General features: G+C 69.9%; 12 protein-coding genes. 9 read left to right on the plus strand and 3 right to left on the minus strand.

The window, feature by feature from the left end:
* The first annotated feature begins 29 nt into the window (after positions 1-29).
* From HUW46_RS39485 to HUW46_RS39500, 4 genes are all read left to right on the plus strand, one after another.
* Positions 30-881 carry a helix-turn-helix domain-containing protein gene (locus HUW46_RS39485; protein WP_215543788.1) on the plus strand — a complete coding sequence of 284 codons (852 nt, stop codon included), beginning with the start codon at positions 30-32 and terminating at the stop codon, positions 879-881.
* 22 nt (positions 882-903) lie between these two features.
* Positions 904-1,092, plus strand: a complete 189-nt coding sequence (locus HUW46_RS39490) for a DUF397 domain-containing protein (RefSeq protein WP_215543789.1) — start codon at positions 904-906, stop codon at positions 1,090-1,092.
* Between the two features lie 143 nt (positions 1,093-1,235).
* Positions 1,236-3,569 carry an ATP-binding domain-containing protein gene (locus tag HUW46_RS39495; protein ID WP_215550395.1) on the plus strand — a complete coding sequence of 778 codons (2,334 nt, stop codon included), beginning with the start codon at positions 1,236-1,238 and terminating at the stop codon, positions 3,567-3,569.
* A 10-nt stretch (positions 3,570-3,579) separates the two neighbouring features.
* Positions 3,580-4,197: an FKBP-type peptidyl-prolyl cis-trans isomerase gene (locus tag HUW46_RS39500; RefSeq protein WP_215543790.1), complete on the plus strand. Its 618-nt coding sequence runs from the start codon at positions 3,580-3,582 to the stop codon at positions 4,195-4,197.
* Between the two features lie 275 nt (positions 4,198-4,472).
* Here the strand turns inward: HUW46_RS39500 and HUW46_RS39505 are convergent, their stop codons facing one another.
* A complete protein-coding gene (locus HUW46_RS39505) occupies positions 4,473-5,444 on the minus strand; it encodes a quinone oxidoreductase family protein (protein ID WP_215543791.1) in 972 nt (323 codons plus the stop codon).
* 116 nt (positions 5,445-5,560) lie between these two features.
* Here HUW46_RS39505 and HUW46_RS39510 point away from each other — a divergent pair, with 116 nt between their 5' ends.
* The gene (locus tag HUW46_RS39510) at positions 5,561-5,866 is read left to right on the plus strand and encodes a hypothetical protein (RefSeq protein WP_215543792.1); all 306 of its coding nucleotides are present in this window, start codon (positions 5,561-5,563) and stop codon (positions 5,864-5,866) included.
* Here HUW46_RS39510 and HUW46_RS39515 read toward each other — a convergent pair whose 3' ends face one another.
* Positions 5,867-6,763, minus strand: coding sequence for a LysR family transcriptional regulator (locus HUW46_RS39515; RefSeq protein ID WP_215543793.1), 897 nt, complete (start codon positions 6,761-6,763; stop codon positions 5,867-5,869).
* Between the two features lie 112 nt (positions 6,764-6,875).
* Between HUW46_RS39515 and HUW46_RS39520 the strand changes: the two genes are divergently transcribed.
* From HUW46_RS39520 to HUW46_RS39535, 4 genes are read left to right on the plus strand one after another with little or no spacing between them, the layout of a single operon-like run.
* Positions 6,876-8,108: an aromatic ring-hydroxylating oxygenase subunit alpha gene (locus HUW46_RS39520; protein WP_215543794.1), complete on the plus strand. Its 1,233-nt coding sequence runs from the start codon at positions 6,876-6,878 to the stop codon at positions 8,106-8,108.
* A gap of 4 nt (positions 8,109-8,112) precedes the next feature.
* Entirely contained in the window at positions 8,113-9,102 is a 990-nt protein-coding gene (locus tag HUW46_RS39525; protein WP_254125390.1) for a PDR/VanB family oxidoreductase, read from the plus strand.
* A 25-nt stretch (positions 9,103-9,127) separates the two neighbouring features.
* On the plus strand, positions 9,128-10,474 hold the full coding sequence (locus HUW46_RS39530; protein ID WP_215543795.1) for an NAD(P)/FAD-dependent oxidoreductase: 1,347 nt from the start codon (positions 9,128-9,130) through the stop codon (positions 10,472-10,474).
* Positions 10,475-10,490: 16 nt separating this feature from the next.
* A complete protein-coding gene (locus HUW46_RS39535; RefSeq protein WP_254125392.1) occupies positions 10,491-11,678 on the plus strand; it encodes an NAD(P)/FAD-dependent oxidoreductase in 1,188 nt (395 codons plus the stop codon).
* A gap of 7 nt (positions 11,679-11,685) precedes the next feature.
* On the opposite strand, the gene HUW46_RS39540 is transcribed toward HUW46_RS39535, so the two are convergent.
* Positions 11,686-12,591 (minus strand): acyl-CoA desaturase, encoded by a 906-nt coding sequence (locus HUW46_RS39540; RefSeq protein WP_215543797.1) that lies wholly within the window; start codon positions 12,589-12,591, stop codon positions 11,686-11,688.
* Positions 12,592-12,599: the final 8 nt, after the last annotated feature.

Raw genomic sequence — 12,599 nt, forward strand, 5'->3', positions numbered from 1 at the left:
GGCGCCAGTCCCGATCGTGGAGGTGGAGCGTGGCCCGTCGTGCCGGTCCTTCGGTGAAGTCCCGCAGGTTGGCGATCCTGCTGCGCCGGTTGCGGGCGGCCAGCGGGCTGAGCGCGGCCGAGGTGAGCAGGCAGACCGACATGTCGGCGAGCAAGGTCAACCGCATGGAGAACGCCGAAATCGGCTTCTACCTGGACGATCTGGAGAAGATCCTCGACTTTTACCGCGTCTCCGCGCGGCGGCGCGTCGAGATCATGGACATCGCCCGGCATGCCGAGCAACGCGGCTGGCTGCGCATGACCGCGCCCAACATGCCCGCAGACTGGCAGACCTGGGTCGACTTCGAGGACGAAGCGAGTGGTGTGCTCAAGTACGCGCCGTTGGTGATTCCTGGCCTGCTTCAGACACCTGAGTACGCCAAGGCGATCATCGAATCGACGGGAACTGGACTTTCGCCGGATGAAGTAGATGCCCGAGTGGCCAGTCGAATGGCCCGCCAGGGCGTGCTCTCGCGGTCAAAACCGTTGGGGCTCAAGGTGATCCTGAACGAAAGCATCCTTGACCAACCATTCGGTTCCGCCGGGGCACAGGCTCGGCAGCTGCGCAGGCTCGTGGACGGAGCTGCTCAGGAGCACGTCACCATCCAGGTGATCCCGACGGAGGCCGGTCTGCATCCCGGTCATTCCGGGGCGTTCACGATCCTGGAGTACGACGATGAAGCCAGTCTCGTGCTGCTGGAGAACAAGGTTTCGAGCCTTTTCCTGGATGAGGAAGAACACATCGAGGTCTACACGCAGGCATGGGCGACTCTGGTCGAACTGTCGCACGGACCCGATGAATCCGTGGAGTTGATCGCGGCGGCTGCCGCACGCCTCTCGTGAGCGGGCATGGGATCATGTCTCCATGATTCCGCGCGATCTCCCCAGTCCCCACTGGTTCAAAAGCAGCTACAGCGACGACACCGCCAACTGCGTCGAGGTGACTTTTGCTACCGGCGCTGTGGGCGTACGGGATTCCAAGGCACCCACCTTGCCCGCACTCGTGCTTCCCGCGCTCGCATGGGAAGGGTTTGTGCGTGGGCTGTCCTCCTGAAGACATTGTCCCACACCCGATGTCAAGCTTCTGACCTGGGTAATTGGTCGAAAAAAAGGTGTTACATCCGGGAATCTTGGCGCGATGAGGTTCGTTGAGCGTCCACGAACCCTCCCACCTCCGAAAGTAGGTCCGGCTTGACCGTGTCCTCGACCCAGCAGCACTCAGACCGGGAACCAGGGACCGACGAAATCACCCGCGAACAGCGGTACGTCAACGGGTTGTACGCCAAGCTCGACGAAGAACGGGAGCTCGCCCAGACACGGCTCGACGCGGTCCTCGGGCAGTCCGGCGGAACCCCGCAGGCGCGGACGGAACGCGACGTCGCCACCAGCACCCATTCGGAGCGGCTCGCGCAGCTCGGCTCCGTCGAACAGGGCCTGTGCTTCGGCAGGCTCGACTTCCACGACAGCGAAACGACCTACGTCGGCAGGCTCGGCCTGTTCGACGAGGACCACGACTACGAACCGCTCCTGCTCGACTGGCGCGCACCGGCCGCGCGGCCGTTCTACCTGGCCACCGCGGCTTCGCCGGAAGGGGTGCGGCGGCGACGGCACATCCGCACGCTGAGCAGGAAGGTCGTCGGCGTCGACGACGAGATCCTCGACCTGCACGCGGCGGACCAGGGCCACGACCTCGGCCTCGCGGGCGAGGCGGCGCTGCTCGCCGCGCTCGAGCAAAAGCGCACGGGTGAGATGAGCGACATCGTCGCCACGATCCAGGCCGAACAGGACGAGATCATCCGCGACGAACTTGGCGGGGTGCTGGTCGTGCAAGGCGGTCCCGGTACCGGGAAGACGGCCGTGGCGCTGCACCGCGCGGCGTACCTGCTCTACACCTACCGGCAGCAGCTCGCGAGCCGCGGCGTGCTCGTGGTGGGGCCCAACAGCACCTTCCTGCGCTATATCGGGCAGGTGCTGCCGTCGCTCGGTGAGACCGGTGTGCTGCTGGCCACCACGGGCCAGCTCTTCCCCGGCGCGACCGCGCGCGGCACCGATTCCCGCGAAACGGCCGAGGTGAAGGGCCGCCTCGCGATGGTGGACGTGCTCACCGCCGCGGTGCGGGACAGCCAGCGCGTTCCGGACGAGGTCATCGAGATCGACGTGGAAGGGGAAAAGCTGCGGCTCACCTGGGAAATCGCCGAGCGAGCCCGCGAGAAGGCGCGCGCGACCCTGCGTCCGCACAACGTCGCGCGCCGGGTCTTCGCCGACTCGGTGGTCGACGCGTTGACCGAGCAGGTCACCGAGCACCTCGAGGTCGACCTGTTCGAAGACGTGCCCGAAATCCCGTTCGCGGAAGGGGAATCCACGGACGCGACGGTGCTCGACACCCGGGATGTGGACGAGATCCGCGCCGAGCTGGCGAATTCGCCCGAGGTGCGCGAGGCGATCGAATCGCTGTGGCCGACCGTTACGCCGCAACGGTTCCTGCGTGAGTTCTACGCCTCGGCCGAGCGCATCGCGTCGGCTGCGGGGGAGTGGCTCACCGAGGCCGAACGCGGCTCGCTCGTCCGAACGGTGCGGTCGCCGTGGACCCCGGCGGACATGCCGCTGCTCGACGAACTGGCCGAGCTGCTCGGCGAGGACGACGCCGACCAGAAAGCCAAGCAGGCCAAGCGGGAACGAGAAGAGCGCGCCTACGCCGAGGGCGTGCTGCACATCATGGAACAGGACGACGAACTCGCCGACGAGGAGATCCTGCGCGTCGGCGACATCCTGGACGCGGAGCTGTTCGCCGAGCGCCAGGAACGCCGCAGCGCGCTCACCGCGGCGCAGCGCGCTGCACGGGACCGGACCTGGACGTTCGGGCACGTGATCGTCGACGAGGCGCAGGAGCTGTCCCCCATGGACTGGCGGCTGCTGATGCGGCGGTGCCCGTCGCGGTCGATGACGCTCGTCGGCGACGTCGCGCAGACCGGCGCGCCCGCGGGGGCGTCCTCGTGGGACGAGATGCTGAGCCCGTATGTCGGGGACCGCTGGCGGTTGCGCGAGCTGACCGTCAACTACCGGACGCCGTCGGAGGTGATGGCGCTCGCCGCGGTGGCGCTGCGCGAGGTCGATCCCGAGCTGAGCGCGCCGACTTCGGTGCGTGACACCGGAATCCGGCCGTGGCGGGCCGAGGCGGCCGATGCCGCGCTGCCGTCGTTCGCGGAAGCCGAACTGGCCGCCGCGGACGGCGGAACGGTGGCGGTGCTGGCGCCGCAGGGCAGGCTCGGGGAGGTGCGGGACGCGTTCGCGGGGCTGCTCGAAGCGCAGGGCGAGCGGCTGTCCGTGCTGGCCGTCGAAGAGGCGAAGGGGCTCGAATACGACGCGGTGGTCGTGGTCGCGCCGGAGGAGATCACGAGCGGGTCGACGCGGGGGTGGAACGATCTCTACGTCGCGCTGACCCGTGCCACCAAGCGGCTCGGGATCGTGCACGAGGGCCCGCTTTCGCCAGCACTTTCGGCCGCGAGCGAGCCGGTTCAAGCGCCCGGATAAGGTGAGCGCCATGCGTAACGCTGGCAAGATCATGATCGCGGCCGTCGCCGCCGCGCTGAGCCTGGGTGCCTGCGCCAACTCGGAGGAGCCTTCGCCGGACGCGCCCGGCACCGGCCCGACCGTGTCCGCGCCGGCACCGGCTGGAGCGCCCTCGTCCGCCTCGCAGGCCCCGCCGTCCGGGGGCGCCACCGCGCAGCCCGAGGCGCAGGGCAAGGAGTGCACCGCGGACGACATCAAGGTCACCGGGGATCCCGGCAAGAAGCCGGAGATCACCATTCCGGACACCTGCAAGCCGCCCGCCAAGCTGGTCAGCAAGGACCTCAAGCCCGGCACCGGCGCGGAGGCGAAGGCGGGCAGCCAGCTCGAGATGAACTACGAGCTGGTGACCTGGTCGGACAAGGCGGTCAAGGACAACTCCTACGACCGGGGTGAGGCCTTCAAGCTGAACCTCGGCGGCGGCGACGTCATCCCGGGCTGGGACCAGGGGCTGGTCGGGATCAAGCAGGGCGCGCGGCGCCTGCTGATCATCCCGCCCGCGCTCGGCTACAAGGAGAAGGGCGCGGGCGGCGGTCAGATCAAGCCGAACGAGACGCTCGTCTTCGTGGTGGACGCCGCCAAGGTCAGCTGACCCGCTTCCCCGGCGGCCGCTCATCCCTGAAGGCCACCTTCACGGCATTCAGTGCCCCAAATGTTCCCTTCGCGGCTGGCGGCACGATGCTGGCAATGCCCTGAAGGTGGCCTTCACGGCATTCAGTGCCGTGAAGGTGACCTTCAGGGCATCGCGATGCGGGGCCCCTTCTCGGGAACGTGTCCCTCCTCGGGAACGTGAGGTCGCGAAGGCCGAGATTCGGGCATTCAGTGCCGTCAAGGTGGCCTTCAGGGACTTTCCGTGGCCCGTCAGGGTCAGGGGATGAGCAGGAGCTTGCCGGTGGTGCGGCGGCCTTGCAGGTCCTCGTGCGCGGTGCGGGCGTCGGCGAGCGGGTACCGGCCGCCGATCCGGATGTCGAGCGAGCCGTCGATGATGGCGTCGAACAACTCCTTCGCGCGCCAGTCGAGTTCCTCGCGGGTGGCCGTGTAGTCGGCCGCGGTCGGCCGGGTCAGGTACAGGGAGCCGCCGGAGTTGAGGCGCTGCGGGTCGATCGGCGGCACCGGGCCGCTCGCCGCGCCGAACAGCGCGAGCAGCCCGCGCCGCTTCAGGCTCTTCAGGCTTCCGTCCACTGTGGACTTGCCGACCCCGTCGTACACCACCGAAACGCCCTCGCCGCCGGTCAGCTCCCGCACGGCCTCGGCGAAGTCGACTTCGTCGTAGCGGATCACCTCGTCCGCGCCCGCGCCACGGGCCAGCTGTTCCTTCTCCTCGGTGGACACCGTCCCGATCACGCGCGCGCCGCGTGCCTTCGCGAGCTGGATCAGCAGCAGCCCGACCCCGCCCGCCGCGGCGTGCACGAGAATCGTGTCGCCGTCGGAGACCCGGTAGGTCGACGCGACGAGGTAGTGCGCGGTGATCCCCTGCAGCAGGGTCGCGGCGGCGACCTCGTCCGAGACCGGGTCGGGCACCTTGACCGCGATGCGCGCGGGCACGAGCGCGCGCTGCGCGTAGCTGCCGAGCGCGCCCTGCCACGCCACCCGCTCGCCGACCGCGAACCCGGTGACGTCGGCGCCGACGGCGGCGATGGTGCCCGCGCCCTCCATGCCGAGGGTGAACGGCAGCTCGATCGGGTAGATGCCCGCGCGCTGGTAGGTGTCGATGTAGTTGACGCCCGCCGCCGCCACATCGACCAGCAGCTCACCGGCGCCCGGCTCGCCGACCTCGACCTCGGCCACGTCCAGCACCTCGGGACCACCGGTGCGCGTCACCCGCACTGCCTGGGGCATTCGTACTCCTCACGTTCGTAGGCGAAGCGTTTTCCGGTGCAACCCGGTCGCACCGGATCATGTTCCCGTGATCGGCACCGCAGCGCTCGCGCGGTGAGCTGGCTAGGATCGGCGGCGTGGCTGAGCAGAGCGAAGAGACCCCGCAGGTACCGACGGCGCGGCAGGTGACCGCGGCGCGCCAGTTCGTCGCCGCGCACGGCAAACCGTCCAAAGCGGTCGTCGAGAACATCGGGCGCGTGGGCGCGCGGGTGGTGCTCGTGGGCGCGGACGGCGCGCTCGGCGACGTGGTGGTCGCCAGCACGCAGGCGGGCGACGCGCTCGTCGAGCAGGTGGACGACCTCGAGACCGCCGACTGGGACGCCGAAACCGTCAACGCGACCGTGATCGGCGCGGCGCACCGACGTCGCATGGCAGGCCGCTGATCACTCGATGGTTTGCGCGACGGCGAGCGCCGCGGTGACGAACCGCCGCACCGCGGCCGAGGTGTCGTCGCGCCGCCACGCGACCTGCAGCGCGATCTGCGGCGCCGGTCCGGCCAGTGGGCGGAACCCGACGCCCACCATCCGCAGGTTCGCGTAGAACGCCGGCTGCAGCGAAACACCCATCCCGCTGGCCACCAGGCCGAGCTGGGTTTCGATGTCGGTGCCCTCGGCGACGATGCGCGGGCTGAATCCGTGCTCCCGGCAGTAGCCGGTGATGATGTCGAAGAACTCGGCGCCGAGCGGGCGCGGCCACAGCACGAACGGCTCACCCGCCAGGTCCTCCGGGCGGATCTGCTCGTCGTTCGCCAGCCGGTGGTCCTCGGGCAGCGCGACCATGAGCGGTTCCGAGACGAGCGGTTCGGTCCGCAGCGCCGAATGCGGGCTCGCCTCGCGCACGAGCGCGACGTCGAGCCGGTTGTCGGCGAGCGCGATGAGCTGCGCCGCCGTGTCCATCTGCGTGACTTCGAGCCGGAGATCGGGCGCGTCCTCCCACACCGCCCGCATGATCCGCGGCGCGATGCTGGCCAGCGCCGTGCCGACCGCGCCGATCACCAGCACACCCGCGGTGCCGCTGGCCGCTTGGCGGACCCGTTCGATCGCCCGGTCCGCTTCGAACAGGACCCGCGGCGCGGCTTCGAACAGCGCCTGGCCCGCCGGGGTCAGCTCGACCATCCGGCTGGTGCGGGAGAACAGCACGGCGCCGAGGTTGTCTTCGAGCGCCCTGATCTGCTGACTCAGCGCGGACTGGCTGACGTGCAACCGCTGCGCCGCGCGGCTGAAGTGCAGTTCGGTGGCCACCGCCAGGAACGAGCGCAGCTGCCGCAGCTCCAGAGCCATTAGGTCATCCTTATGGAACGACCGCTTTTTCGCAATGCCGTATCCGATGCGGTGGCCTGCTCTGCCCGCACAATGAATCGTGCCAGCACGCCGAGGGTTTGGGACGGGTTTCATGACCGCAGTCAATACCGATGCCGGGGGCATTGTTTCCGATGTGGTCGGTGTGCGGCACCGGCCGGGTTATTCGCTGCCGAGGGCCGCCTACACGGATGCGGACGTGTTCGCCTCCGATATCGAACGCGTGTTCCTGCGCACCTGGTTGTTCGTGTCGGCTTCGGCGGAGGTACCGCCGGGGTCGTACACGACGTGGAGCGTCGGCGGCGAGTCGGTCGTGCTCACCCGGACCGGGGACTCCGTGCTGCACGCGCACCACAACGTGTGCCGCCACCGGGGCTCGCGCCTGCTCGACGACGGGGGCGGGCGGGCGAGGACGCTCGTCTGCGGGTACCACTCCTGGACCTATGGCCTGGACGGCGCCCTGCGGGCCGCGGGCGACATGGGCGAGGGGTTCCGCGAACGGTGCGGTGCCGAGCTGGGGCTGCGCCCGGTGCCCGTGCGCGAGGTGGCCGGGCTGGTGTTCGTCTGCTTCGCGGAACAACCGCCGCCGTTCGACGGCGCGGCCGCGGCGATCGCCGATCAGCTCGGCCCGTACGAACTCGGTACGGCCGAGGTGATCGCGCGATTCCGGTACCGGGTGGCGGCCAACTGGAAGACGCTGGTGGAAAACAACCGCGAATGCTACCACTGCCGCCCGAATCACCCCGAATTCTGCCTTTCGAATTACGAGCTCGGGGTGAACGGGGACGGCAGGGTCGATCCCGAATACGAAGCGGAATTCGCGAGACAACGTGCCGAATGGCGTGCGCAGGGGTTGTCGGAAAAGCAGGTCAGTTTTCCGGGCGGTGCTTTCTACCGGGTCGCGCGACTGCCGCTGCGCGACGGTTTCGAAACCGAAAGCCTGTCCGGCGGCCTCGTGGCGCCCTTGCTGGGCAGGCTGACGAGACCGCGTGCGGGGAGTGTCCGCGTCGTCACGCTTCCGAATTCGTGGAGCCACGTGAACGCCGATTACGCGGTGACGACCCGGTTGACCCCGGTCGACGCCGGTACCACGGATGTCGATCTGGCGTTCCTGGTCCGCGGTGGCGCGGTCGACGGCGTCGACTACCGCACCGAGGACGTGGTGGCGGTCTGGAAGGAAACCTCCGAACAGGACTGGGAGCTGTGCGAGCGGAACTTCGCCGGTATCTCCTCCCGCGGCTACCTGCCGGGGCCGCTGTCCCCGGTCACCGAGAACTCCATCGCGGACTTCCACCGATGGTGGTTCCGCCAGTCCGAAAAGGACTGAGCCGATGCGAACTTCCACGATGCCCGCGACCTGCCTTCAAGGGGTGGACGGCGAAGCGGTGGTCCGCCGCGCGGAGCTGGTCGCCGACGGGGTGCTGTCGCTCGAACTGGCCGCGCCGGACGGTGGCCCGTTGCCGCGGTGGGAGCCGGGCGCGCACATCAGCGTCGTACTCGGCTCCGGCCTGGTGCGGGAGTACTCGCTGTGCGGCGACCCCGGCGACCGGGACGTCTACCGGATCGCGGTGCTCGACGAACCGGGCGGCCGGGGCGGTTCCCGTGAACTGCACCGCACAGCAGTGCCGGGCGCGCGGCTGGGTTTTCGCGGTCCCCGCAACCACTTCCCGCTGCGCTCCGCGGCGGACTACCTGTTCATCGCCGGTGGCATCGGGATCACCCCGATCCTGCCGATGCTCAGGGCGGTCGCCGGGGGCGACGCGCGGTGGGAGCTGGTGTACGGCGGCCGGTCGCGGCGGACGATGGCGTTCACCGAAGAGGTGCGCGCGCTCGGCGGGCCGCGGCTGACACTCGTGCCGCAGGACGAGCTTGGCCTGCCCGATCTCGGTTCGCGTCTTGCCGCGGCCGCGCCGTCGACCGCGGTGTACTGCTGCGGCCCGCCGCCGCTGCTGGACGCCGTCGAACGGCACTGCGACCGCCTCGGCCTGCTCGGCTCGTTGCGGGTCGAACGCTTCCGGCCCGGCACGCCGGAACCACCACGGGAGGACGCGGACCGGCCGATCGAGGTCGAGCTGCGCCGATCCGGCAAGCGGGTCACCGTGCTGCCGGGCCGCAGCGTGCTCAGCGCGGTCAGAGAAGTGCTGCCGCGCGTCGCTTCGTCGTGCGAGGAAGGGTACTGCGGCACCTGCGAGGCCGGTGTGCTCGACGGCGTGCCCGATCACCGCGACACCGTACTGTCCGAAGAGGACCGTGCGCGCGGGGACTGCATGATGATCTGCGTCAGCCGCGCCCGCACCTCGAACCTGGCACTCGACCTGTGAACCCCGATCCCGAAGGGACCCCGCCATGACCGGCGACGACCGCACGAGCCAGATTCCGGAGTCGGCGACCTGCGTCGTCGTCGGCGCGGGGGTGCACGGCCTTTCCACCGCGTGGCACCTCGCGAAGCAGACCAGGAAGCTCGGCCGCACACCCGATATCGTCGTGCTCGACAAGACCGCGGTCGGGGCGGGCGCTTCCGGTATCGCCTGCGGCGTGGTGCGCAACAACTACTTCCAGCCCGCGATGCGCGAGCTGATGGCGCATTCCGTGCGGGTCTGGGAAGAGCACGCCGACGAGCTATCGTACCACCCCGTCGGCTATTTGCAGATCTCGCCGGAGCGCATGGCCGGGGACGTGGCGGGAATCCACGAACAACAGCGCGCGATCGGCTACGAGTCGGTGTTCGTCGACGGTGCCGCCGCGACCCGGCGCTATTTGCGGGCGCTGTTCCCGGATTGGCGCGCCGAGGGGGTCACGAACGTCCTGCACGAGAAGCGGGGTGGGTACGCGAACAACATGGCGTCGGTGCGCGGGCTCGCCCGCATGGCGCGCGCGGAGGGCGTCCGGATCGTCGAAGGCGTGCGGGTCAGGGGGATGCGGCGCACCGGCGGCGCGGTGACCGCGGTCAGGACCGACGCCGGAGAGATCCGGTGCGAGCACGTGGTCGTCGCCGCCGGGCCGTGGATCCGCGAGGTGTGGCGCATGCTCGGCCAGCCGGACCGAGTCGGGATTCCGCTCGACCGCGGCGCGGTGTTCGACAGTCCGATGTGGACTTACTGGGCGTTGCAGGAGGGCACGCTCAAGGTGGAGCCGGAGTTCCTCGCCGACGCCGGCGGCGCCGCGCCGCCGGTGATCCACGTGGACAGCGACGTGCCGCTGTACGACGAGCGCGGTGAACTGGTCACGGATTCCCTGTGGGGCGTTTACTTCAAGCCGGACGCGAACTTCGGTGGCGTGCAAGGAGGAACCGCGCCGAACCGGGTCGACCGGCCGTACGACGAGGTGGCCGTCGACCCGTACGGCCCGGCGAGTCCCGAGTTCGTCGTGGGGGAGGCGTTCGCGAGGACGTGGACGGCGGCGCTGGCGCACTGCCTCGGCCGGTTCGAAGGGACGGCGCACCTGCTGTCCAGGGAGCCGTCCGGCGGGCTCGGCTGCTTCACCCCGGACAGCTTCCCGGTGTTCGACACGGTCGGGGAGAACGTCTCGGTCATCGCCGACTCGAACCACGGGTACAAGATGATCGGCGTCGGCGAACTGGTCGCGAAGGAGATCCTCGGTGCGCCGCAAGCACTTCTCGAACCGTTCCGGCTGTCCCGGTTCGCCGAGGGCCGCCTGCACCCGGTGAGCAGCTCCCCGTTCCCCTGGAGCTGACGAGATGGAGCACGGTGTGGAGAACGTGGATGTCGTGATCGTCGGCGGCGGCCTCGAAGGGCTCGCGATCGCCTGGGCGCTCGCCGAACGCGGCGTGCGCGACGTCGTGGTGCTCGAACGCTCGACGCTGTGCTCCGGCGGCACCGCGAAGTCCAGCAGCATCGTCCGCTGCCACTACGGCGTCGCGTCGCTGGCGGCGATGGCCTGGTACGGGGTCGGAGTGTTCGAGCACGCCGAAGAACTGCTCGGTACCGACGTGGGGTTCCGGCGCGTGGGATATGCCGTCGGGGTCGGCGAGGAGAACCTTTCCGCCCTGCGGGCCAATATCGCGATCCAGCGGTCGGTCGGCGTCGAGGTCGACGAAATCACGCCCGACCGGGTTCGCGACTGGTGGCCCGCGATGCGCGTCGACGACTTCCGGGCCTTCGCCTACGAGCCCCGCGGCGGCAGCGGGGACGCGTACCTGACCGGAATGGCCTTCGCCGCGGCGGCACGGCACCGCGGGGTGCGGATCAGGCAGCACACGCCGGTGCGGCGGTTGATGAAGGGCACCGGCGGCAGGGCGATCGGCGTCGAAACCGGTGCGGGGGAACGGATTTCCGCGGGCACGGTGGTACTGGCCAACGGACCGTGGTCGGTTCCGCTCGCCGCGCCGCTCGGGGTGGATCTGCCCGTGCGCGCCCAGCGCGCGCAGATCGTGCTCGTCGACTCCGGCGCCGAGGTCGGGCAGGCGCCCGTCGTGTCGGATCTGGTGAGCCTGCAGTACTTCCGCCGGGAACCGTCGGGCGACGTGCTCGTCGGCAACAGCGATCACGCCGTGCCCGAGTACGTCGACCCGGACCGGTACCGGCAGCGCGCGGACGGCTCGTTCGTCGAGACCGCCGTGGAAAAGCTCGCGCACCGCTTCCCCGGCTGGCCGGATCCCGGCGTGGTGACCACGTACGCCGGTTGCTACGACGTCACTCCCGACTACAACCCGGTGATCGGGCCGTCCGGCGTGCCGGGTCTCTTCCTCGCCGTCGGGTTCAGCGGGCACGGGTTCAAGCTGGCGCCCGCCGTCGGCAGGCTCAGCGCGGACCTGCTCGTCGACGGGGTCAGCGGTGATCCCGCCGTCGACGCGGCGGACTTCCGGTTCGGCCGGTTCGCCGAGGGCGCGGCACTGCGCAGCGCGAACCGGTACGCGGGCGCGGGGGAGATGCGCTGAAGTTGTTTTAGGACAAGCGTTTCGCGGCGAAGCGCTCGGGTTTCGGCCAGCGCACGTTCTTCGCCAGCCCGAGCCGTTCGAAGATCCAGATCAACCGCGCCGAGACGTCGACCTGCCCGCGCAGCACGCCGTGGCGCGCGCAGGTCGGGTCGGCGTGGTGCGAGTTGTGCCACGATTCGCCCATGGACAGGATCGCCAGCGGCCAGAAGTTCGCCGCGCGGTCCCTGCTCGCGAACGGCCGCTCGCCGACGAGGTGGCAGATCGAGTTCACCGACCAGGTCACGTGGTGCAGGAACGCGATCCTGACCAGGCCAGCCCAGAAGAACGCGGTGAGCGCGCCCTGCCACGACCAGCTCAGCAGCCCGCCGAGCGCCGCGGGCAGCGCGAGGCTGAGCACGATCCACAGCCAGAAGTACCGGTTGACCACCCGGAGGTCCTCGTCGGCGAGCAGATCGGGCGCGAACCGTTCGTAGTTGGTCACTTCGCGGCGGAACATCCAGCCCATGTGCGAGTGCCAGAACCCGCGCAGCATCGCGGCGGGGGAGGTGCCGAAGAGCCACGGGGAATGCGGATCGCCCTCGCGGTCGGCGAACGCGTGGTGCCTGCGGTGGCTCGCGACCCAGAAGATCACCGAGCCCTGCACGGCCATGCTGCCCGCGATGGCGAGCGCGACGCGGAGCCCCCGGCCCGTCTTGAAGGCGCCGTGGGTGAAGTAGCGGTGGTACCCGACGGTCACGCCCAGCGTCGCGACCGTGTAGAACACCGCCGCGAGCGCGAGGTCGAGCCAGGACACGCCCCAGCCCCACGCCAGCGGCAGCGCGGCGAGCAGCGCCGCGAACGGCACCAGCAGGAAGGTCTTGAGGACGATCATCTGCCCGGTCGAGCGGTGGCCCGAGATCAACGGTTTGGTCATGGCCGACC

This window comes from Amycolatopsis sp. CA-230715, assembly GCF_018736145.1.
Taxonomy (GTDB): Bacteria; Actinomycetota; Actinomycetes; order Mycobacteriales; family Pseudonocardiaceae; genus Amycolatopsis.

Bases quoted from the DNA above. Each gene is read 5' to 3' on its own strand.
- HUW46_RS39490 (WP_215543789.1), top strand. From the start codon at position 904: ATGATTCCGCGCGATCTCCCCAGTCCCCACTGGTTCAAAAGCAGCTAC.
- HUW46_RS39500 (WP_215543790.1), top strand. From the start codon at position 3,580: ATGCGTAACGCTGGCAAGATCATGATCGCGGCCGTCGCCGCCGCGCTG.
- HUW46_RS39505 (WP_215543791.1), bottom strand. From the start codon at position 5,444: ATGCCCCAGGCAGTGCGGGTGACGCGCACCGGTGGTCCCGAGGTGCTG.
- HUW46_RS39515 (WP_215543793.1), bottom strand. From the start codon at position 6,763: ATGGCTCTGGAGCTGCGGCAGCTGCGCTCGTTCCTGGCGGTGGCCACC.
- HUW46_RS39520 (WP_215543794.1), top strand. From the start codon at position 6,876: ATGACCGCAGTCAATACCGATGCCGGGGGCATTGTTTCCGATGTGGTC.
- HUW46_RS39525 (WP_254125390.1), top strand. From the start codon at position 8,113: ATGCGAACTTCCACGATGCCCGCGACCTGCCTTCAAGGGGTGGACGGC.
- HUW46_RS39530 (WP_215543795.1), top strand. From the start codon at position 9,128: ATGACCGGCGACGACCGCACGAGCCAGATTCCGGAGTCGGCGACCTGC.
- HUW46_RS39540 (WP_215543797.1), bottom strand. From the start codon at position 12,591: ATGACCAAACCGTTGATCTCGGGCCACCGCTCGACCGGGCAGATGATC.